The organism is Pedobacter sp. 22226 (genome assembly GCF_052045455.1).
Lineage (GTDB): Bacteria > Bacteroidota > Bacteroidia > Sphingobacteriales > Sphingobacteriaceae > Pedobacter > Pedobacter jeongneungensis.
In genome coordinates this window covers 73,124-96,050 of record NZ_JBQEPB010000004.1, presented here as the reverse complement: position 1 = coordinate 96,050, position 22,927 = coordinate 73,124, and the positions used below count along the sequence as shown (strand labels likewise).

Genomic DNA, 22,927 nt, shown 5'->3' with positions numbered 1-22,927 from the left:
CCAACTGAAAACTGTTAACTACTAACTGAAACTGAGTACCGGCTCGTGTTTAACCGGAAAATTTAACGAATTGGCAATAAAACACATTTTATTAGCCTCATGATGCAGCGATGCTGCAAGTTCGTAATGCGTCTTATCGGCAATCAATACCTGTGGATGGAGGGTAACTTCTCTAAATCTCCCGCTTCCATCAGCTAATTCTTCCATGGTACCTACCGCCTCATCTTTATAATCGATAACTACGATCTCATTTTTAGAGCATAAATGCAAATACCAGAGCATGTGGCAACTGGAAATGGATGCCAGTAAAAGATCTTCGGGGTTATATTTAGATTTATCGCCCAAAAAGGCAGAATCTGATGAACCGCCAATATCGGCTTTGCCTTTTACTGAAATAACATAATCGCGGTCGTAGGAACGGTAATCCATCGTACCCGAGCCTTTATTGCCCGTCCAGGTAACCGTAGTAGAATATAAATGATCTTTCGGCATGATAAATTGGTTAGATTGTATAGCCAATTTAAGAAAATAAAATTACTTAAGCTAACGCTCGTTTCTAATGAGCGTTGAATAATTTATCGTTTAGAAACGATAGAATCGTATGGCTATTGATGCGCACGTTGATAAACGAGCGCAAACTCGGAAAATAAAATGGAGATTTATACCTTTTTTAAACCTAAGTATCGAGTTTAAGTAGATGTTAATTTTTATTTTGAGCGCGTGGCCTGTGTAAGAAAATAAATTGGCTCCTGTGTTCCGCTTATACGCTTTGGGCTTCGTACCTCTGCCCTGCAGGGTAACGCTTTACCCAGGGCTAAATGGCAAAACCAGTTGTTTATTTTAAGGGTTGCAGGCTGCAGCCGAACAATATAAACCTGATTGTAATGGAAAGCCCACAGCGTAGCGAGGACTTGTAATGAAAAGCAGGACAGAACCTTCACGACTAGCTGTGCCTGTGCTTTTCAAAACCAAAACAAGCAAGAATTATACTAAAAACCAAGCCCGCTTAACTTACCGGCCAAAACTTCCGAAATTTTCCGGTACGAATCGAAGGTCCAGCCACCAACATGTGGGGTTAAAATCACCTTGTCGTTATTCTTTAATTCATCATACCAGGGCTGTTCGCCTAACGCCGGGAATTTTTCAGTTTGTAAAACATCCAAACCTGCACCTAAAATCTTTCCAGTTTTTATAGCATTTAGCACTGCTGGTGTATCCACAATTTCTCCTCTGGCCGTATTGATAAAGAAAATCGGCTTTTTAAAATGGAAAAAATATTCATCATCCACCATTTGTTTGGTTTCAGCAGTTAAGGGAATATGCAAACTCAACACATCGCTGTGTTTTACAATTTCTTCCATGCTTACCTCGCGGACAAAAGCATCGCTAAAACCTGTTTTATATTTATCGTATGCCATTACATCCACTTCGAAACCAGCGAGTTTTTTAGCAAAACTCTGTCCCATAAAACCATAGCCAATAATACCAACCTTTTTGCCTTTCAGCTCATAACCGCGGTTACCCTCCCGGTCCCAAACGCCATTTCTGATTTCCATATCAGCCCTGCGGAAGTTATTCATCAACGATAACAGTAAACCCGTAGCATGTTCGCCAACGGCATCGCAGTTTCCCTCTGGCGCATTAATTAATTCTATATTCCTTTCAAAGGCAATTTTATCATCAATATTATCCAAACCTGCTCCTGCCCTGGCCACAAATTTCAGGTTTGGTGCTGCTGCAAAAATTTCGGCATCTATTCTAAATTTTGTCCTTACAGCAATACCGGTATAATCTTTTATTTTATCTAAAGTTTGCTGACGGGTAATCTGTGGTTCATCATCAACCTGGTAACCCATGGCAATGGCCTGCTCTTTAAATGCAGGGTGCAGATCGTCAACAATTAATATCCTATTCATAATGAACAAAAGTAACATTTTGCACATTGATCAATTGTAATATTCCGTCATTGTTTTAGGCAAAACTCAAAACTGCCTGTTAAGATCTGCCAAACTGATAAATTAACCCACAAAAATATTACGCTAAAATGGCTGTAATAAAATAGTTACGGCCCATTTATTAAACTTAGTTGCCGTTACTTTGTCTCCCTTTATAAAAACACACAAATTTTATTTTTTAAATGAGACTTTTACAATACAAAACAATAAAGATTACCCTTCTGCTGCTTACCCTTTCATTTAGTCTTTTCGCACAAACAGGCGGAAAAGCAAAAATTACCGGAGTACTTAAAGATGCCAAAACACAAGAAACCATTCCTTTTGCCACAGCAGTTTTAATTAATAAAGCCACCGCAAAAAATGCCAAAATAGTACAAACAGATGTGAACGGTGCATTTGTGATGACTGATCTCCCAACCGGGACTTTTACCTTTAAAATCAGCTTTGTTGGTTACCAAACCATGGTTAGGGATAATGTAACGATTACGGCTACCACAGGTGCGTTAAATTTCGGCGACATTAAAATGAACCCTGCAAAAGGTAATGTACTAAGCGAAATTACCGTAACAGGCCAGAAACAAGGCATGCAAATGGGAATAGACAAAAAGATTTTTGCTGTAGATCAGAGCGTAATCAGCGAAGGTGGTTCTGCAGGCGATTTATTGCAAAATGTACCTTCAGTTTCTACCGATATGGACGGTAATGTGAGCCTTCGCGGATCAACCGGTGTAAAAGTTTTAATTGATGGTAAGCCATCTTTAATTGCTGGCGGTAACGTTGCGCAAATCTTACAATCTATTCCGGCCAGCTCCATTGAAAGTGTAGAGGTAATTACCAATCCATCAGCCAAATACGATGCCGAAGGTCAGTCGGGCATCATCAACATTGTATTAAAGAAAAACACCAAATTAGGCTTTAATGGCTCGGCAGCCGTAACGGCAGGTAACCGCGATAACTACAACGCCAATACCAATTTAAGTTTCCAGAACAGCAAAGTAAACATTTATGGTAATTACAGCTACCGTTATGGTAACCGTATTGGTGGCGGTTTTCAGGATATTACCTATAAAACAGCAACACCGGGTTCAACAGCTTTTGCGAACCAGAATACGGTTTCAAACTCTTTAGATAAAGGACACAATGCTAAAGCGGGTATCGACTATTATCTGGCTCCTAAAAGCGTAATCAGCTTATCGGGTGGTTTCAATTCGAGAGAAAACGACCGCAACGATTTGCTAAATATCAGACAGTTAAATTCAAACAATGCTCCTGTTTTACTGAGCAACAGAACCAATACTACTGATGGTTATGGCAATAGTTATGATGCAAACCTGGATTATGTGCAGAAGTTTAAAAAGCCTAAAGAAGAATTAACTTTTAATTTTGGCTATTCATACGGTACAAATAACAACGATCAGGCTTACAGCACCAATACCATTAACCGTAATGGTGTTCCAATTGACGAAACCTTAAGTTTACAACGTGTATTTAACACCGGTAATAACACCAATTACAATATTCAGACGGATTATGCCCTTCCAGTAGGTAAAGCAGGTAAAATTGAATTGGGTTACCGCAGCCAAATCCGTTTAGGAAATAACGATCAGTATGCCGATTCAATCCCTACCAATACCAATGTTTATGTAAGTAATAATAAACTGATTAATGGTTTTGATAGCAAAGACCAGGTACATGCCCTTTATTTTAATTACCAGAACCAGATTAAAGATTTTGGTTACCAGGTAGGTTTAAGGGCTGAAGATGCGCGGTTGGATACCCATTTAGAAGGTTATACCAACAACGTATTAACTACAGCTGAAGGAAATATCCACTATAAAAGATTATACCCAAGCGTATTTTTAACGCAGAAACTGAAAGGCGACAATCAACTTCAATTAAGCTATACCCGCCGTGTAAACCGTCCACGCCCATGGGATACCAACCCGTTTTTGGATGTTTCTGATCCCTTAAACTATAGAGGTGGTAACCCGAATTTGTTACCGGAGGATGTGCACTCATTTGAGCTTGGATATAGCAAATACTGGAAAAAAGTAACCTTAACGTCGAGTTTATATTTCCGTCAAACCAACGATGTAATTCAGCGTGTAAGAAGCACACCTGTTAACGGGATTATCACTTCAACCCCTCAAAATTTATCACACCAGATTAATAGTGGTGTGGAGTTAATCGGTCGGTTTGATCTGATTAAAGCTTTAAATTTCACCACCAACGTTAACTTATACCAGGCCAAATTTGCCGGTGATGAGCGTTTTGATATTGCATCAAGCAGTGGCTTTAGCTGGAATGCCAACGTAACCGGAAATTTAACGGTGGTTAAAAATCTATCGTTACAGGTACGTGGCGATTACAGGGCGCCAGAGGTGATGGCACAAGGAAAACGTAACGCAATGTATGGCATAGATGGCGGTGCGAAATATGATTTCCCAAACAAAAAGGCATCATTAAGTTTCAATGTTAGAGATGTGTTTAATACCCGTAGATGGAGTATGACCACCGAAGACAATTATACAATAGTTGATTTCCAGCGTCAGATGCAGGGAACAATGGGTAGCTTAACTTTCTCTTACCGTTTCGGAAAAACCACCTTTACCGGTGCCAGTAAAAAGAAGAAAGACGATCAGCAGGAGAACCGTCCTGATGAAGGATCATTCTAATCTTGACCAATAGGCTGTATCATAAAGTTAAATTAATTGCAATTTATCACGTTGAGCTTGTCGAAACGCTCAGGATGATTATTTTGAACAAGAGGTGCTTAGAAAAAATCTAAGCACCTTTTTTTTGCACTAGAATTTCTTCCTTCTAAAAACCCATAGTAAGTTGCTATCTTGCACCATGGAAGATATTAACCCCTGGAAAACGCTGGAGAGCGAGGTAAAATATGATAATAACTGGATCCGTTTAACCGAACACCAGGTAATTAATCCATCTGGCGGAAAAGGGATTTATGGCACCGTGCATTTTAAAAATCTGGCCATCGGGATCCTTCCTTTAGATGAAAATTACAACACCTGGCTGGTAGGCCAATACCGGTATGCGCTGGATGCTTACAGCTGGGAAATTCCGGAAGGTGGCGGTCCGCTCAAAGAGGCACCTATAGAAAGCGCCCGAAGAGAATTATTGGAAGAAACCGGCATGAGTGCCAGAAACTGGAAAGAAATTCAAAGAATGCACCTTTCCAATTCTGTGAGCGATGAACTGAGCATTATTTATATAGCTACCGGCTTAATTGAAGGGATTGCCATGCCCGAAGAAACGGAACAGCTTATCGTAAAAAAATTACCCTTTAAAGAGGCTTATCAGATGGTGTTGAACGGCAAAATCACAGATTCAATGAGCGTGACCGCAATATTAAAAGCAAAGCTGATGATGTTGAATGGGGAATTGTAATATCACAATCACCAAATGTTCCTAACGGAACATAAAAAATATCAAATATTTTTCCTTACTACCTATGATATGTCCCGATGGGACATGAGATATTAAATATGGGGATAATCATACCTCTATGATTTTTTATTTATGAATTGTTACACAGAAAATCCCTTGTCCCGCTAGGGACAAATCCTTGGTAGAAAACCAATTAAACGTGAATTTTCGTTCCGTAGGAACGTTTCGTGATTGAATCTGGTTACGGTAGGGAAAATTTGAATATTTTATATAATTCAAAATAATTCTTAATTTAACTAACCAATTGCTAAAACAATTGAAATCCATCCCGAATAAATCTGTCAGTTGTCTTATAAAGATAATATCCCCTGATGGAAAAATAACAGATATAATTTCGTTCCGTAGGAACGTTAATATGGATTTAAATTTAAAATGCAATGCCTAATACCTATACTCAGTTACACATTCAATTTGTATTTGCTGTAAAGCACCGCGCTTCTTTAATTAAACCTGATTGGAAAGAAAGGCTTTTAAAATACATTACGGGGATATTTCAGGCAAATAATCATAAAATGATCCAGATCAATTGCATGCCCGACCATATTCATATTTTTATCGGGATGCGGCCGCATCAGTCAATTTCCAGCTTGATTCAAAATGTAAAAACAGAAAGTTCTAAATGGATAAACAATCAGGGATTTTGTAAAACAAAATTTGCCTGGCAGGAAGGTTATGGAGCATTTTCATATGCCAGGAGCGATGTAGAAAATGTTATTAAATATATCCAAAATCAGGAACAGCACCATAAAAAAGAAACATTTTTCCAGGAATACACTAGCTTTTTAAAAACCTTTAAAATCGACTACGAAGAAAAATATATCTTCAAAGAACCAGAATAATTTATTATTATCTTTGTCGCCTATTAAATCAACCAGATGAGCAAGCTTTTTGGATATATTTTAAGCCCTGTTTTTTATATTTTCTTCGGATTAACCCTCTGCATCTTCCATCCTATACAATGGCTTTGCTATAAAATTTTTGGCTACAAGGCGCATAAGGTTTCTGTTGATATCCTTAATTTTTTTCTTACTTATTGCCAGATTTTTCTTTTCAATTCCATCAGCTTTAAAAACGAATACGTTCTGCCAACCGATAGGCCGATCATTTTTGCGGCTAACCACCAGAGCATGTACGATATCCCATCATTAATCTGGTTTTTAAGAAAACACAGTGCAAAGTTCATTTCGAAAATCGAGCTTACCAAAGGCATTCCATCTATTTCCATTAACCTGCGCTTAGGTGGCGGAGCCAATATCAACCGGAAAGACAATAAACAGGCCATTTCTGAAATCATTAAACTTGGCCGAAGAATGAAAGAAAACAACTGGAGTACCGTTATTTTTCCAGAGGGAACGCGTGCAAAAGATGGTCAGTTAAAAACCTTTCAGTTTGGCGGTATTGCCACCATTTTAAAGGTGGTTCCCAATGCATTGGTTGTTCCGGTAGCTATAGAAAATTCGTGGAAAATTGTTCGTTTTGGCATGTTTCCATTAACCACCGGTAATGCCTTAAGATGGACGGTTTTAAAACCAATTGAACCTGGCGTAAAAACAGCAAACGACATTACCTTAGAGGTAGAAAATGAAATCAGGAAGGTTTTAGGTCAGCCAATGCAGCAGCCAGCTACGCTGTAAAGAAGGGTTAACTGGTTAATTGTTTAAATTGGTTAATCGCCGCTATACGCCTAACGCCAACCGCCCATCATCCATCTTCCATTTTACATCACCCCTTTAAATGTTCTTGTTTCCAATCACCCTGAAAAATTCATCGCGGTAAGTATCGCCTACAGGGATAATTTTCTGGTTAATCGTAATCCGGCTGCGCTCAATACTTTCAATTTTATCAACCGCAACAATATAAGATTTATGTACACGGATAAACTGGCTTTGAGGTAAAGCTTCTTCCATTTTCTTCATACTCTGCAACGTAATTACACGCTCATCTTTGGTGAAAATCGAAATGTAATCTTTCAAGCCCTCAATAAACAGAATATCGTGAAGGTAAATTTTTTGGATTTTGTGTTCTGTTTTAACAAAAATGTAATCCTGAACCGGATTTGGTGCTCCTGAAAACGGCGCAGGAGTAATGATGGGCTGTGCCACACTTGCCGGAGTTTCAACCGGTTTTACCTGATTGTGTACTTTTTCTACCGCTTTATAAAAACGATCGAATGCAATTGGCTTTAACAAATAATCAGAAACATTCAGATCATAACTTTCCAAAGCATATTGCGGATAGGCAGTGGTTAATATATAATGGCATTTATTGCCGGCAATTTTCAAAAACTGAATTCCTGTAAGTTCAGGCATCTGGATATCTAAAAACACAAGATCAATTCCACCACCCTGCACAATCTGCAAAGCTTCAATGGGGTTTTCGCACCTCTTAACCATCGTTAAAAAGGGCACTTTTGAGATATAATCCTGTAAAATATCAAGCGCTAAAGGCTCATCATCAACAACAATACAGTTTAAGTTCATTTTTGGTTAATCTATTTAATACATGATTTCTTTATCACCCAGGCCAGGTTAGTTGCCCGATTATATGTCAATCATCAGTTCGCAGGTGTAATGGGTAGCCGAATTTACAACATTTAATTTATATCTTTCAGGATAAACCAATTGTAATCTTCGTTCTACGTTGGTTAAGCCTACACCACCCTGCGCATCTTTATTCTGCTGATTCTTTTTATTAATAACACTAAAGTGCAAAATTTTCTGGTTGGCAATAATATTGATCCTTACCGGTTCGGCAGGATCGGTTACCACACCATGTTTAAATGCATTTTCTACGAAGGAGATCAACATTAAAGGAACAATTTTCTGGTTATCGATTTCGCCATTTAGAGTAAGCTCGATATAAGCCCCATCTTTAAACCGTATTTTTTGTAGTTCGATATAACTCGTTAAATAATCTACTTCTTTACTTAAAGCTACTGTAGGGGTATTGCTCTCATAAATCATGTAACGCATAATTTCCGACAGCTTCATAATCGCATCAGCTGTTTTATCCGATTTCTGGTAAGCCAAAGAATAGATATTGTTAAGCGAATTAAAAAGAAAATGTGGATTTAACTGCGATTTTAAAAACTGAAGTTCCATTTCGCGGCGTTCGCTTTCTAAATTACGCTGAATTCTTTCGCTTGCAAACCAATCGATAGTGAATTTAATGATACAGCTTGAAACCAGAAAAAAGCCGAGGACAAAAACCCTGTTTAGTGCAAAGTTATTTACTGACATTTCTGCCTTCTTACCTTCCATATTAGTATAATGAAGAAGCTCATCAGGATTTAAAACAGCTATAACTGTCTTTACAAACGCTGCAACAACAATTAAAAGCAGAAACGATATAATGTATAACCAATATTTTTTCCGCTTTTTGATTAATGATGGAATAAGAAAAATATAGTTAATGTAGAATACTGAAACGTTTAAAATCCCAAAAACAAAAAACGACAGAAAATAATCTTTTGTGGTATGTACCTCTTTATCTAGCATACTTACCACTATAATAAAAAGAAATATTACCCCCCAAAAAATAGCATGTAATATTAAAGGTCCCCTGCTTTGTTTCATTTAAAATCTGTTAAATATTGATGAAGCTGATATCCGTTTAAACAACGCATATTCTTCAAGCCACAAAATAAATAAAGTTTTATCGATTTACTTATACAATCTACCAACGGGCATTTTTTTTCTACCAACGGCCCAATGGGCAATTTTTATCGACAAACGCCAAAAATGTCTGTTGATCTAGAATCTTGAACACTTGGTATAATAGATTTTAGCAGGAAGTTTTTCTTCAGTTTCTTTGAATCATCAAAACGAAAACAATATGAAAACTACATCAGCAATCAACTTAAAAAATCAAACAGTAATGGCTGATGGAATTTTCGCAGCCGCTCAAATAAAACAAACCATCATGAAAAAGTTAGGAAACACATCGCCATTTTTACTTTTATTATTACCAGTATTTATGATGATCATTTTAACACTTACAGTAAGCACCAGTCAGAATGATGCAGAGATTGTGGTAAAACCTGCTAAAGGTTCAGAAGCGATCGTGAAACAGGCCACAGCTATTTTTAAATAATAGTGATGAGCAATTACGCTATCGAAACTGTAGGCTTAAATTTTAACTTTGGCCAGCAAACCATCGTAAAAGATCTTTCGTTACAGGTGCCAAAAGGGAGTATTTATGGCTTTCTGGGACCAAACGGAGCCGGTAAAACAACTACTATAAAAATATTACTTAACCTGCTGAAGTCGCCAGCTGATCAGGTTTTTGTATTTGGAAAAGAAATAAACAATAACCGTATAGCCATTCTTAAACGGGTGGGCGCACTGGTAGAACAACCGGCCATTTACGGCCATTTAACAGGCAGAGAAAACCTGATTAACCGCTGTATCCTGCTGGGTATAAAAAAAACCAAGGCAGACGAAATGTTAGCGTTGGCAGGCCTTACCGAAGCCGCTAATAAAAAAGCCAGTAAATATTCTTTAGGAATGAAACAACGTTTGGGCATTGCGCAGGCGTTAATCTCAGATCCGGAATTATTACTTTTAGACGAACCTACCAATGGTTTAGATCCTAACGGGATTATCGAGGTACGTAACCTGATGATTGATCTGGCCACCAAACATGGAAAAACCATATTGGTATCGAGCCATTTACTGGCAGAGATCGAAAGAACGGCCACACATGTGGGCATTATCAATAAAGGACAGCTCTTATTTCAGGGTACAATAGAGGAGCTGCACCTGTTAAGCAAACCCTTGCTCGAAATTGAAGTAAACAACATCGAAAATGCAAGCGCACTGATTGCAAAAACCGGTTACGAAATTATCGCCCAAACCGATAAAAAAATCACCGTTCCATTTACTTCATCACAAAAAAGCGGCGAATTAAATACACTGCTAGTTCAAAATGGATTTACCGTAAGTAGTCTGTATCAACAAAAAAAGGATCTCGAAAATCTATTTCTGGATATTACAAAAATCAATTAACATGCGCACGCTCTATATATCTTTAATATCGGAATTTTATAAATCGAGAAAAACGCTGGCTTTTTGGGCGGCGATCTTATTGCCAGTTATTATATGCGGATTAATCACTTTCGGTTTTTATTCAAGCTCCGAAAAAATACTGAATCTTCATTATCCTCCTATGTTGCTTTGGGGCAATTATATCGGTGCATCACTTAACGTAATGGGTTTGTTAATTCTGCCTTTCTACGTAATATTTATGGCCTTTTCAGTCAACAATATTGAACATAAAAACGATACCTGGAAAATGCTGTTTACCCAGCCCTTAAACAAATTTTCTATTTATGCGGCTAAATACCTTTACGCCGTATTTTTAATCTTGATCTGCTTATTTCTTTTTGCATTCTTAACATTTGCATTTGGCCATCTGTTGCAGGCTCTAGTACCGAAATATAATTTTGATCAGTATAGCCCAATCAACATCCTGTTCAGCTCTTACGCTAAACTTTTTCTGTCTTCACTGGGTATTTTGTCTCTGCAATTCATATTGAGTTTATTGTGGGCTGATTTTCTTAAACCTATGGGGATCGGTTTTGTGGGTACCATTATGGGCATTATAACTGCTAATGTGGGCTGGAAATACGCCTACCTCATCCCCTATTCGTTACCAACCCTTGCTTTAAGGATCACTAAAGTTAAAAAAGGGGCTGATCCCTTAAATTTTCCTGTTTTTACACAAGAAATATGGACGAGTTTAATTTACGCAGGCATTCTATTCATCATCGGCTACTTTATCGTGACTAAAAAGAGCATAAAATAGGCAAAACACCAAAGTTACCGACCTATTCATGTAAAAATATCATTAGAAAATAACTGGAAGGGGTTTAAAGCGTATTTTAGATCAAAATCAACCAACTAATTATTCAAAAATGATCAAAAGATTTACCATCTCAGCATTGGCTTTTAGCCTTTGCTTTTCAGCTTTTGCACAAGATACCCCTGATGCAGCTATAGTACAAAAAATAAGAAAAGAAGGTTTAGAGAACTCGAAGGCAATGGACATTGCTTTTAACTTAACTGATGTGAGCGGACCGCGTTTATCAAATTCGCCGGGCCTGAAAAAAGCGCAGGAATGGGCTGTAAAACAACTTACCGATTGGGGATTAAAAAATGCGCACCTCGAAGCCTGGGGAACTTTCGGTAAAGGCTGGCAGATTGATAAATATTATGCAGCCACTACCTTACCATATTATCATGCCATTATTGCCTCACCAAAAGCATGGACTCCAGGCACAAACGGTCCGATAAAATCGGAAGTAATCCTCATTAAAGCAGACAGCGTCGCCGATTTAGCAAAATATAAAGGCAAATTAGCCGGGAAAATTATTATGATGGATCAGGGTACACCGCTAACCAGTGGTATCAAACCTGATTTCTCTCGTTATGCCGATACTACATTAGCACAAATGGCTGCTGCAAAACCACAAGCAGCCGGTGCAAGGCAGCGCCCGGGCACCGGACCAATGGCCGATAGAATGGCACAAATGATGAAAATGCGTGAAATCCGTGCCGCTATAAATGCTATGCTGGTTGAAGAAAAAGTTGGCTTAATTTTAACTTATGCCCGCGGTGGACAGGGAACATTTTTTACCAGCAACGGAGCATCTTATGCTTTAGATGCAAAACCTGTATCGCCAGAGCTGGAAGTAGCAGCCGAAGATTTCTTGCACATATTACGTCTGTTGCGTGCCGGTAAACCTGTAGAAGTAGAGGCCGATATCAAAACCTCTTTCTACGATCAGGATCCGCAGGGTTATAATGTTATTGCAGAAATCCCTGGAACCGATAAAAAACTGAAAGATGAAGTAGTGATGATCGGCGGTCACTTCGATTCGTGGCATGCCGCAACCGGAGCAACCGATAATGCCGCTGGTTCTACCGTAATGATGGAAGCCATGCGTATTTTAAAAGCAATTGATTTTAAACCCAAACGCACCATCCGCATTGCACTATGGAGTTCGGAAGAGCAGGGTTTATTTGGTTCAAGAGGTTATGTTGCTAAGCATTTTGGCGACCCGAAAACGATGGCATTAACACCTGATCAGAAAAAAATATCAGCTTATTACAATCTTGATAATGGAACCGGGAAAATACGCGGCGTTTATTTACAGGGCAATGCTGCCGCTGGTCCGATTTTCCAAAGCTGGTTAACGCCATTTAACGATCTTGGCGCAACAACCATCACCATTAATAATACGGGTGGTACTGATCACCAGGCTTTTGATGCCGTGGGCATTCCGGGCTTCCAGTTTATTCAGGATCCAGCTGATTATAATACCCGTACCCACCATAGCAATATGGATACCTACGACAGGTTGGTTGAAGACGATTTAAAACAGGCGGCAACCATTATTGCATCATTTGTTTACAATACTTCGCAGCGTGAAGCACAGATTCCAAGAAAAGAATTGCCTGCCCCACAACCTGCCAGACCATAAACCGGTAAAATACAAAAGCCTGCTGATTTGACTTTAGAAATCAAATAGCAGGCTTTGCTGTTTAGAATGAGAGGTTATAATGTATCTTTAATCCCTTAAAAGGATAATATTCTTTCTTTAAAGGCCCAAACAATCAACTGATAAGAGTTTTTCAGGTCGAGCTTTCTCACCATGTTTCTACGGTGCGTATTAACCGTATGTTCGCTAATAAAAAGCATTTCGCCGATTTCTTTACTGTTGTAACCCATTGATAACAGATGTACAATCTCAACTTCCCTTTCGCTGATCGAACCATGATTTTCCTGTAGTAGGATATTGTTTATCATTTTTCAAAGAATTTAAATTTTTTAATTTATAAGATTAACCGGCTTCGTCATCAAATAGACTTATTTTTAAATAAGTCCAAAATAGTTGTTCGTTAAGGATAGATTGAGTTTGTTTTTCGTGGTGCAGATTTTTGATCTGCTACCATATACCAAAAGTAGTGCTATGTAATAATTGGGCGATGCCGCAAAACACCTTAAATAAAAGGGTATTTTTACGGTACTTTAAATGCAAATACTTCTTGACAGATCATTTATTATTATCGATTTTTAGGCTTTTTACAAACAAACAAACACTTTAACTTTTATGAGCAAAAAATTAAATATGGAACCTATCGATCCGAAGGTTGCAAAGGCTATGGTTGCTGCCTACGCCAAAGATGGCATGACGTCTGAAGAATCTTATACTAAGGCCGTATGGTTTCCGGCTGAGCAGATTTTAGCAATCGCAAAATCAATGAGCGAAGGTAAATATGATGGATTAAGAATCTATTTCGCACAATATTTGGAAGGAGCAATTGAAGGTGTTCCTAAATCTTACGAAGGCAGAAATACTCTATTGCTGGTACCAACTACACCAGGTGTGGGTAATGGAAACGGGCATGGACACGGTCATGGGCACGGACACGGCAATGGCAACAGTAATGGAAATGAAGACCATAAAGATGATTTGGGAAATATAGAAAACAGGGGTACTGCATGCCCTGACATGTGCGAAGGAACGAGCTTATAAAGAATGAGGTACGTATCACCCATAGTTATAGCAGAGATTATCTGTTTAATCAGCGCAATTTTGTTGGTGTGGAAAGACGGTAAGGTTTTTTGGAAGGTAATCACCTGCTACATTGCCATTGCTTTGGGTACAGAACTTTATGCCATTTATCTTGCTTCAAAACATATACACAATTTATGGCTTTTCAATATTTTTTTAATATTCGAAAGCAGTACCATTTTGTATGGCCTTTATTGTTGTTTAAAAGAATACACCAACCCGAAACCTATTTTTTTAATAGGCTCGGGTGTGGTTTACCTTACCTATTTTATTTTTCTCTTTACACATCCTTTTACCGATTCAAATACGCTTACCATTAGCGTAATGTCTGTATTTTTTACCCTTTACTGCCTTTACTATTACTATCTGTTGCTAAAGGATGAAAACTTTATCAATATTAAAACCCATCCTGAATTTTGGTGGGTAACTGGTGTATTGTTTTATTACTTCGGAAGTACCATGTCGAACATTTTCGATGGCCTGTTCAGCGTAAAAGTAATTGGTGTTGCAACATTAAGATATTGTATTTATGTACTGTTAAATCTTATTTTATATAGCCTTTGGGTATATTCGTTTATATGCAGAATGAAACAACGAAAATTGCACTCCTAGTTGCCGTTTCTACATTGGTATTTTTACTGATGCCGGTGTTTTTGATTTTATATATCAGGTCTTACAACCGGCACAAAAAGAATCATTTTCTTGAAAAACAGAATATGCAGCAAAGGTTCGAATCCGAGATCCTTCAAACACGTATTGAAGTGCAGGACCAGACCATGCAGAGCATTGCTACCGAGCTGCACGATAATGTTGGCCAGTTGCTGAGCCTGACCACCCTCACACTAAACTCAGTAAATTTAAACGACGCTGAGAAGGCAAAAAAGAAGATCGAAAATTCCTTATCGCTCGTTAATAAATCCATCAAAGAATTACGGGAACTGGCCAAACTTTTACATGGCGAGCAATTGGTAGAAAATGGTATCGGCCATGCCATCGATCAGGAAATTAACTGGCTTGGTAAAGCTGGCACCTACGAATTAAAAACCAATAACCTGCTAACAGATTCACAACTTGTATCTCCGGATAAAGACCTGATTATCTTACGCTTGCTGCAGGAAATCATCAATAATGTAATTAAACATGCCCAGGCTACTTACATACAGATCGATTCATACCTGGAAGAAGGTGCATTGCATTTGAAGGTTACAGAAAATGGTATTGGTTTTAACCCTGATGAAATTAATGCAAAAAAAGCAGGAATGGGACTTAATTCTATTTATAAAAGAATTGAGATGATCAATGGAAAATTAGCATTAAATTCGGCCCCTGGCAAAGGTACATCCATTGCAATTGAAATCCCCTATCCCTAATTATGCAGAACCAAAGTATCTCCATAGCCATTGTTGATGATCACACGCTTTTCCGTTCGGGATTAGCGAGTTTGTTAGAAGAATTTGACGAAATCGAAATCGCATTCGAAGCCGTTAATGGTGTAGATCTTCAGACAAAGATTACCCGGCACCCAGAAATTCAACTGGTATTAATGGACATTAATATGCCTGTTATGGATGGTTTTGCCGCTACCAAATGGGTTAAAACCAATTACCCGAACGTTCATGTGCTTGCACTAAGCATGCTCGAAGATGAAAAAGCAATTATTGGGATGCTTAAAGCTGGTGCAGGCGGTTACATGCTTAAAGAATCTACGCCATCTGATCTGTTAACCGCAATTAAAGTTATTGTAGATAAAGGCTTCTTTGTAAACGAACTGGTATCGGGCAGGCTGCTGGTAGCACTAAAAGATACTGATACTAAACCTATATTCTCTAACCGGGAACTTACCTTTTTACAATATTGCAGTACCGAACTTACCTATAAAGAAATTGCAGACCTCATGAATGTGAGTCCGCGAACGGTTGACAACTATAGGGAATCTCTTTTTGCAAAGCTAAACATTAAGTCACGCACAGGTTTAGTAGTATATGGTATCAAAAACAACCTTATAACCATATAGCACACAACAACAAAATAACCTGTAAAACCCTCATTTACAGACTACAATCACTCCAAAAAATTCTCACCCAGGCTAAAAAAAAAAAATTTACTCTGACCTGAAAAATTCAGCATTAAAAATTTGTGAAATAATTTTTAAATAAAATTTGGATAACTAATATATTAGTTTTAACTTTAGCTAAGGCAAATAAATTTGCCATTATCCTTATTATTATTAACTATTATGGAAATTAAAGATTTAACCAAGGCTGAAGAACAGATTATGCAGGTTTTATGGCAATTGGAAAAAGCATTCGTCAAAGAAGTAATTGATGAGCTTCCACTCCCTAAGCCTGCCTACAACACCGTATCAACCATTATCAGAATCCTCGAAACAAAAGGCTTTATCGGTCATGAGGCATTTGGTAAAGCACACCAGTACCATCCTTTAGTAAGCAGGGAAGAATATAAGCGCCATGCAACAGAAAAGCTTTTGGGTAATTACTTCGAAAATTCAGTAGAGAGTATGTTTTCATTCTTTGTTAAAGAAGAGAAGCTTGATTTAAGCGATGTTGATGAAATTTTAAAAATGATCAATAAAATTAAACATAAGCCAAAATGAGTTTTGCCCACTACTTATTACAGGTACATTTATACTTAATTGTTTTTTACTGCTTCTACAAGCTGCTGCTGGATAAGGAGACTTATTTTACACTCAACCGCATTTATCTTATATCTTCGGGAGTTTTGTCGTTATGCATACCGTTTATCCGCCTGGAGTGGCTAACGGAACAAAAAGCAGCACAACGCGTGTACACATCAGTTAACTGGGATGCAGTATTAGCACAGGCCACAATCGTAACAGAACGCAATTCCGGATTTAACTGGGCCAGCGCTTTTGTATATTTTTATTGTGCCGGTATTTTGTTCTTTCTGGGTAGGTTAGTGTTTAACCTTTTAATGGTTAAAAAACTCATTTCATCAAACAAGGCGGGCTCGGCCTTTGCTTTTTTTGGTAAAAAAATAATTGATCGTGAATTACCACAAATGGATGTGATCGACATCCACGAAGAAGCGCACATTAAACAGTGGCATACTGTTGATGTGCTCTTCTTTGAAATTATAGGCATTTTAACCTGGTTAAACCCGGTGATTTACCTTTATAAAAAAACAATCAAAAACATACACGAATTTTTAGCCGACGAACTGGCGGCCGACTTTCAGGGCGATAAGGCAGAATATGCCATGTTGTTATTAAGCAAATCGTTTGGTATTTCGCCAAATAGTTTAACCAATGGTTTTCTTGAAAAATCATTAATCAAAAAAAGAATTTTCATGCTTCATAAAGAGCGGTCGAAAAAGACTGCAATTATGAAGTATGGGATTTTTATCCCGCTTTTTGCTTTACTTATTGTGTTTTCATCAGCAACAGTACGTAAAAATGAAAAATTAATGTCTATTTCCGATCAGATCCCTTTAAATAAACCGATCGAAATGGTGCAGGCAATTGTTACAACCGAATCCAGCGAGGATACCCCTTCGCCAAAAGTTTCAGTTGATGGCAAGGCAGATGCAAACTGGAAAAGTTTTTATCAGTTTTTATCAAAAACCATTAAATATCCTGCTACAGCCAACAATAATGAAGTTCAGGGCAATACGCAGCTAAAATTTAGCTTAAAGGATGGCAAAATAACCAATATTACTTCAAATGCAGTGCTTGGTGCCGGTTGTGAAGAAGAAGTAAGAAAAGCTATCTTGTCTTATAAAGGCTTTAAAAATACTGAAGATGGCAAATATGCATTAACGGTTACCTTTAGCCTGCCAGAATCTACTGAAGAATTTAAGAACAAATTTGTACCCGCATCTTCGGGCTATATAAACCTGAACAAAATCAGAATTACTTCTTACCGCAACAAAGCCGCCGAAACAGCCGGCAGTTTAAACACCCAGCAGGATGAAACAGATAAAAAGGTTTATGATTTTGTTTCCATCGATAAACAACCTGAATTTCCGGGAGGTATTGCTAAATTCTATAAATACCTTGGCGGCAGCATCAAGTATCCAAAAATGGCGCTCGATAACAATGTACAAGGAAAAGTATTTTTAAGCTTTATTGTTGAAAAAGATGGTTCGCTAAGCGATATACAGATTACACGGGGTTTAGGCAGTGGAACGGATGAAGAGGCCATCAGGGTTTTAAAAGAATCGCCAAAATGGAATCCCGGAACTTCGAATGGTATGGCCGTAAGAGTGAAGTACAACATCAATGTAAACTTCACATTAAATGACGAACCAGCCAGGCCAGTTAAATTAGGCGCAGTACCGGCAAACCGGGTTATATTTAAAGATGGCGTAAATCTGGATGCACTGATCATTTTAGATGGCGTTAAACTACCAGATAACAGCCAGTTGAGCATGATAAATGCAAATAATATAGAGTCTATTTCTGTTTTAAAAGATCAGACTGCGATGAGCCTGTATGGCCCAAAGGCTAAAAACGGCGCCATTATTATTACGAGTAAAAACAAAAATAATATTTTCCGGAATCTTGAGTCAAAAGATACTGCGATTGACAAAAGCACTAATTTCTTAGATTTTAAAAGAAAATTCTAACCGATATGAAAAATTTCCTAACCTTTACCATGATGATGGGCATTAGTTTAGCTGGTTTTGCCCAAAAAGCAGACAGTACTAAAACCACCAAAATTACGCTCAGAGGAATGCCTGTTGCTGGTGCTGAACCTTTATTGGTAATCGATGGAAATAAACAATATATAAGAGGCGCATCAATGCTGGATGAAATTAATCAGGCCAATATTGAATCAATTACTGTTTTAAAAGATAGTTCAGCAATCGTTAAGTATGGCCCGGATGGTTTTGCAGGCGTAATTGAGGTAAAAACGAAAAACAACCCATTGGGTAAACAAAGCTCGATCATTCCCTCTAAACGGCTTTATAACCTGCCATTAAAAGGCAAAGCAACCGGATTTACCATTCGTCCTAAAAATTCAACTGCTAAAGATGGCGACTCGAATTTTTCTGTAACCAAAAACGGGATTAAATTAAAAAGTGGAGAAACAGCACCACTTTACATTATCGACGGCAAAGAAGCTTCAGGAATAGAAATCCTTGACAGGGAGAATATCGAAAAAGTGGAAATTATTAAAGACACGTCAGGCGCCACAATATATGGAGAAAAGGGCAAGAATGGCGTCATTATCATCACAACTAAAAAAGCTAAAACAGCTCCCGGTAAAAATTAAATAATCAATCACATAATCAAAAAGTAATGAGAAAGCTAATCTTTTTAGCCCTAACGGGCATCGCCATGTTCTTTAATTCGGCAAAAGCGCAGAACAGTCAGGACAAAATTTACGATTTTACTTCGTTGGAAAAGGCTCCGGAATATCCGGGCGGTATTTCTAAGTTTTATGCATACCTGGGACATGAAATTAAATACCCGGAAGTAGCTAAAAAAGACAAAACCCAGGGCAAAGTATTTGCTTCTTTCGTGGTAGAGAAAAACGGGGCATTAACCGATGTTCAAATTACAAAGGGGTTAACCAAAGAAACAGATAATGAAGCGTTAAGGGTATTGAGCAAGTCGCCAAGATGGAACCCCGGCTTAATTAAGGGAAGGCCGGTACGCGTAAAGTATAACATTAATGTTAACTTTAAAATGGACTAAATGCTGTTTCACCAATCTTTTAAACGCACAAAACCCCAGCAAAAATTGCCGGGGTTTTATGTTTTCTCTCCTGTCTCGGAGGACTAAATTTAGAAAAATTTTAATGTATATGCAAATATTACAGAATAAAATTTCTATTTAGGCAAAACTTTAATATGCTAACATAAGAATATTACGACTTTCGCAAACTTTTATTTCGCCGCACAATTCATCCTATTACTTTCAATCGAAAGGATTATTGTTTCATATGTTTTCAAAGCCTGGCTTTTCTGCTAAAAAGTATCTATATAAACCTAAAGTAATAACGCATAACTCATTAAAAAATTACCTTTAGATTTTTAGTTATAAAAAAGCCCCAAACCAGGTTTGAGGCTCAAGAATTCCGATAAATCGGAACGCACAGTATATTTTTAAACCGTTTCTTCCGAAACGAATTTTGCAGAAGCAAAATCGCGGTTCATGCGGGCAATATTTTCTAAAGAAATTCCTTTAGGGCATTCTGCTTCGCAGGCACCTGTGTTTGTACAGTTACCAAAACCTTCAGCATCCATTTGCGCTACCATGCTCTGTACGCGACGATAACGTTCTGGCTGGCCTTGAGGTAATAATGCCAATTGAGAAATCTTAGCCGATACGAACAACATTGCTGAAGCATTTTTACAGGTTGCTACGCAAGCACCACAACCGATACAGGCAGCGGCTTCGAAAGCAGCATCAGCCTGCATTTTAGGGATTGGCAAATTGTTTGCATCCTGGGCATTACCGGTATTTACTGAGATAAAGCCACCAGCAGCAATTACCCTGTCAAATGCAGAACGATCAACCGTTAAATCTTTCACTACCGGAAACGCAGCCGCTCTCCAGGGTTCAACCACAATGGTATCGCCATCTTTGAAAGAACGCATGTGTAACTGGCAGGTAGTAACCAGGTCTTTTGGTCCGTGCGGACGGCCGTTGATGAACATCGAACACATTCCGCAGATACCCTCGCGGCAATCGTGATCGAATACAACAGGCTCTTCACCTTTATTGATTAATTGTTCGTTTAATACATCGAACATCTCTAAGAAAGACATATCCGGTGAAATATCGGCCAATTTATAATCTACCAAAGCACCTTTGGTTTTGTTATTTTTTTGACGCCAAACTTTTAGCGTTAAGTTCATATTTCCTGTACTCATTGTATCTCAGATTTGAGATTTGAAACATTAGATATGAGAATTGAGAATTTTCATCTCACGTCTCACATCTCACATCTCACATCTTATTTATAACTTCTTTGTGCTACTTTAATATTTTCAAACTTCAGTTCTTCTTTATGAAGTTCGAAGTTTACACCTTCTTTAAATTCCCAGGCAGCTACGTATGCATAATTTACATCGTCACGCAATGCTTCACCTTCTTCTGTCTGATACTCTTCACGGAAGTGACCGCCGCAGCTTTCATTACGGTTTAAAGCATCGATACACATTAATTCACCCAGCTCGATAAAATCGGCCACGCGACCAGCTTTTTCTAACTCAGTGTTTAATTCGTCGGCAGTTCCAGGTACACGAACATCACTCCAGAATTCGGCACGTAAGGCCCTGATTTCTTCGATCGCTTCTTTTAAGCCTTGTTCGTTACGGGCCATACCACATTTTTCCCACATGATGTGGCCTAAACGTTTGTGGAAATGATCTACCGATTTGGTTCCTTTGATGTTAATTAAAGTATTTAAAATACCTACGGCTCTTTGTTCAGCCTCTACAAAGGCAGGGTGATCAGTCGGGATTGCTTTTACAGAAATCTCTTTTGATAAATAAGCACCAATGGTGTAAGGAAGCACGAAATAACCATCAGCCAGGCCCTGCATTAAAGCAGATGCACCTAAACGGTTGGCACCGTGATCGGAGAAGTTAGCCTCACCCGTACAGTATAAACCCGGTACAGATGTCATTAAGTTATAATCAACCCATAAACCACCCATGGTATAGTGAACCGCCGGATAGATACGCATTGGCATTTCGTAAGGATTTTCACCCGTAATCTGCGCATACATATCGAACAGGTTACCATATTTAGCTTTAATTACCTCAGTACCTAAACGCATACAGGTTTCTTTATCAGGATTGTGGTTACCTGACTTAGAAGCTTCGATTTTACCATAACGTTCTGTATTGGCTTTAAAATCAAGATATACGGCCAATTTAGAAGCACCAACACCATAACCGGCATCGCAACGCTCTTTCGCCGCACGTGAAGCTACATCACGAGGAACAAGGTTACCGAAAGCAGGGTAACGGCGCTCTAAATAATAATCTCTTTCGTCTTCAGGAATTTCTGAAGCTTTACGGTTATCATCTTTCTTTTTTGGAACCCAGATACGTCCATCGTTACGTAACGACTCAGACATCAGGGTTAATTTTGACTGGTGATCACCAGAAACCGGAATACAGGTTGGGTGGATCTGCGTGTAGCAAGGATTTGCAAAATAAGCACCTTGTTTGTGCGCTTTCCAGGCCGCAGTAACGTTACTGCCCATGGCGTTGGTAGAAAGATAGAATACGTTTCCGTAACCACCTGTTCCTAATACCACTGCATGACCGAAGTGACGTTCAATTTCGCCTGTAATTAAGTTACGGGCAATAATACCACGCGCTTTGCCATCGATTTTAACCACCTCAAGCATTTCGTGGCGGGTGTACATTTCTACTTTACCCATACCAATCTGGCGTTCTAAAGCAGAATATGCACCTAATAATAACTGCTGACCAGTTTGACCTGCAGCATAAAAAGTACGTTGAACCTGTGTACCGCCGAATGAACGGTTATCTAACAAACCACCATACTCACGTGCCAAAGGAACACCCTGAGCCACACACTGATCTATAATATTTGCACTAACTTCTGCTAAACGGTGTACGTTAGCTTCGCGTGCCCTGTAATCGCCACCTTTAATGGTATCGTAAAATAAACGGTAAACGCTGTCACCATCATTCTGATAGTTTTTAGCGGCATTAATACCACCCTGAGCAGCAATAGAGTGTGCCCTACGTGGTGAATCCTGAAAACAGAAACATTTAACTTTGTAACCCATTTCGGCCAAAGTTGCGGCTGCCGAAGCGCCTGCCAAACCTGAACCTACAATGATTACTTCAATAGTTCTTTTGTTCGATGGGTTTACCAAAGGCACAGAAGACTTATATTTTGTCCATTTGCTGGTTAATTCGCCTTCTGGAATATTTGAATTAATATCTGACATAT

General features: G+C 38.5%; 23 protein-coding genes. 16 read left to right on the top strand and 7 right to left on the bottom strand.

The window, feature by feature from the left end; genetic code table 11:
- Positions 1-21: 21 nt before the first annotated feature.
- Complete coding sequence (locus ACTJKC_RS09960; RefSeq protein ID WP_440791536.1) at positions 22-492, bottom strand: OsmC family protein; 471 nt, start codon at positions 490-492, stop codon at positions 22-24.
- A gap of 497 nt (positions 493-989) precedes the next feature.
- Positions 990-1,916 carry an NAD(P)-dependent oxidoreductase gene (locus tag ACTJKC_RS09955; RefSeq protein ID WP_440791534.1) on the bottom strand — a complete coding sequence of 309 codons (927 nt, stop codon included), beginning with the start codon at positions 1,914-1,916 and terminating at the stop codon, positions 990-992.
- Positions 1,917-2,137: 221 nt separating this feature from the next.
- Here ACTJKC_RS09955 and ACTJKC_RS09950 point away from each other — a divergent pair, with 221 nt between their 5' ends.
- The 4 genes from ACTJKC_RS09950 (at position 2,138) to ACTJKC_RS09935 (ending at position 7,057) form a co-directional block, all read left to right on the top strand.
- On the top strand, positions 2,138-4,630 hold the full coding sequence (locus tag ACTJKC_RS09950; protein ID WP_440791532.1) for a TonB-dependent receptor domain-containing protein: 2,493 nt from the start codon (positions 2,138-2,140) through the stop codon (positions 4,628-4,630).
- Positions 4,631-4,808: 178 nt separating this feature from the next.
- Positions 4,809-5,363, top strand: a complete 555-nt coding sequence (locus ACTJKC_RS09945; protein WP_344852209.1) for an NUDIX hydrolase — start codon at positions 4,809-4,811, stop codon at positions 5,361-5,363.
- Positions 5,364-5,800: 437 nt separating this feature from the next.
- Positions 5,801-6,262 carry an IS200/IS605 family transposase gene (tnpA, locus tag ACTJKC_RS09940; RefSeq protein ID WP_344852210.1) on the top strand — a complete coding sequence of 154 codons (462 nt, stop codon included), beginning with the start codon at positions 5,801-5,803 and terminating at the stop codon, positions 6,260-6,262.
- 36 nt (positions 6,263-6,298) lie between these two features.
- A complete protein-coding gene (locus ACTJKC_RS09935) occupies positions 6,299-7,057 on the top strand; it encodes a lysophospholipid acyltransferase family protein (RefSeq protein ID WP_440791529.1) in 759 nt (252 codons plus the stop codon).
- Positions 7,058-7,153: 96 nt separating this feature from the next.
- Here the strand turns inward: ACTJKC_RS09935 and ACTJKC_RS09930 are convergent, their stop codons facing one another.
- Entirely contained in the window at positions 7,154-7,903 is a 750-nt protein-coding gene (locus ACTJKC_RS09930) for a LytR/AlgR family response regulator transcription factor (RefSeq protein WP_138819591.1), read from the bottom strand.
- Between the two features lie 60 nt (positions 7,904-7,963).
- Entirely contained in the window at positions 7,964-8,998 is a 1,035-nt protein-coding gene (locus ACTJKC_RS09925; protein WP_440791526.1) for a sensor histidine kinase, read from the bottom strand.
- A gap of 259 nt (positions 8,999-9,257) precedes the next feature.
- Here ACTJKC_RS09925 and ACTJKC_RS09920 point away from each other — a divergent pair, with 259 nt between their 5' ends.
- The 4 genes from ACTJKC_RS09920 to ACTJKC_RS09905 all read left to right on the top strand — a co-directional run bounded on the left by ACTJKC_RS09920 (position 9,258) and on the right by ACTJKC_RS09905 (position 12,906).
- Positions 9,258-9,515 carry a hypothetical protein gene (locus ACTJKC_RS09920; protein ID WP_344852214.1) on the top strand — a complete coding sequence of 86 codons (258 nt, stop codon included), beginning with the start codon at positions 9,258-9,260 and terminating at the stop codon, positions 9,513-9,515.
- A gap of 5 nt (positions 9,516-9,520) precedes the next feature.
- The gene (locus ACTJKC_RS09915; RefSeq protein ID WP_440791524.1) at positions 9,521-10,429 is read left to right on the top strand and encodes an ABC transporter ATP-binding protein; all 909 of its coding nucleotides are present in this window, start codon (positions 9,521-9,523) and stop codon (positions 10,427-10,429) included.
- A gap of 1 nt (position 10,430) precedes the next feature.
- Positions 10,431-11,228 (top strand): ABC transporter permease, encoded by a 798-nt coding sequence (locus ACTJKC_RS09910; RefSeq protein WP_440791522.1) that lies wholly within the window; start codon positions 10,431-10,433, stop codon positions 11,226-11,228.
- 109 nt (positions 11,229-11,337) lie between these two features.
- The gene (locus ACTJKC_RS09905; protein ID WP_440791520.1) at positions 11,338-12,906 is read left to right on the top strand and encodes a M28 family metallopeptidase; all 1,569 of its coding nucleotides are present in this window, start codon (positions 11,338-11,340) and stop codon (positions 12,904-12,906) included.
- 95 nt (positions 12,907-13,001) lie between these two features.
- Here ACTJKC_RS09905 and ACTJKC_RS09900 read toward each other — a convergent pair whose 3' ends face one another.
- A complete protein-coding gene (locus ACTJKC_RS09900) occupies positions 13,002-13,232 on the bottom strand; it encodes a response regulator transcription factor (protein ID WP_025143302.1) in 231 nt (76 codons plus the stop codon).
- Positions 13,233-13,536: 304 nt separating this feature from the next.
- Between ACTJKC_RS09900 and ACTJKC_RS09895 the strand changes: the two genes are divergently transcribed.
- The 8 genes from ACTJKC_RS09895 (at position 13,537) to ACTJKC_RS09860 (ending at position 19,681) form a co-directional block, all read left to right on the top strand.
- Positions 13,537-13,962: a hypothetical protein gene (locus tag ACTJKC_RS09895; RefSeq protein ID WP_440791518.1), complete on the top strand. Its 426-nt coding sequence runs from the start codon at positions 13,537-13,539 to the stop codon at positions 13,960-13,962.
- A gap of 3 nt (positions 13,963-13,965) precedes the next feature.
- On the top strand, positions 13,966-14,613 hold the full coding sequence (locus ACTJKC_RS09890; RefSeq protein WP_344852219.1) for a hypothetical protein: 648 nt from the start codon (positions 13,966-13,968) through the stop codon (positions 14,611-14,613).
- Complete coding sequence (locus ACTJKC_RS09885) at positions 14,580-15,371, top strand: sensor histidine kinase (protein WP_440791515.1); 792 nt, start codon at positions 14,580-14,582, stop codon at positions 15,369-15,371. Before ACTJKC_RS09890 ends, ACTJKC_RS09885 begins: the two co-directional genes overlap by 34 nt.
- Before the next feature lie 2 nt (positions 15,372-15,373).
- A complete protein-coding gene (locus ACTJKC_RS09880) occupies positions 15,374-16,015 on the top strand; it encodes a response regulator (protein WP_440791513.1) in 642 nt (213 codons plus the stop codon).
- Between the two features lie 222 nt (positions 16,016-16,237).
- Positions 16,238-16,615, top strand: a complete 378-nt coding sequence (locus ACTJKC_RS09875) for a BlaI/MecI/CopY family transcriptional regulator (protein WP_025143307.1) — start codon at positions 16,238-16,240, stop codon at positions 16,613-16,615.
- 125 nt (positions 16,616-16,740) lie between these two features.
- Positions 16,741-18,606 (top strand): TonB family protein, encoded by a 1,866-nt coding sequence (locus tag ACTJKC_RS09870; RefSeq protein WP_440791511.1) that lies wholly within the window; start codon positions 16,741-16,743, stop codon positions 18,604-18,606.
- A 5-nt stretch (positions 18,607-18,611) separates the two neighbouring features.
- On the top strand, positions 18,612-19,256 hold the full coding sequence (locus tag ACTJKC_RS09865; RefSeq protein ID WP_440791509.1) for a TonB-dependent receptor plug domain-containing protein: 645 nt from the start codon (positions 18,612-18,614) through the stop codon (positions 19,254-19,256).
- Positions 19,257-19,282: 26 nt separating this feature from the next.
- The gene (locus ACTJKC_RS09860; RefSeq protein ID WP_440791507.1) at positions 19,283-19,681 is read left to right on the top strand and encodes an energy transducer TonB; all 399 of its coding nucleotides are present in this window, start codon (positions 19,283-19,285) and stop codon (positions 19,679-19,681) included.
- Positions 19,682-20,091: 410 nt separating this feature from the next.
- Here the strand turns inward: ACTJKC_RS09860 and ACTJKC_RS09855 are convergent, their stop codons facing one another.
- Positions 20,092-20,862, bottom strand: coding sequence for a succinate dehydrogenase/fumarate reductase iron-sulfur subunit (locus ACTJKC_RS09855; RefSeq protein WP_025143311.1), 771 nt, complete (start codon positions 20,860-20,862; stop codon positions 20,092-20,094).
- A gap of 83 nt (positions 20,863-20,945) precedes the next feature.
- Entirely contained in the window at positions 20,946-22,925 is a 1,980-nt protein-coding gene (locus ACTJKC_RS09850) for a fumarate reductase/succinate dehydrogenase flavoprotein subunit (protein WP_440791505.1), read from the bottom strand.
- Positions 22,926-22,927 lie beyond the last annotated feature (2 nt).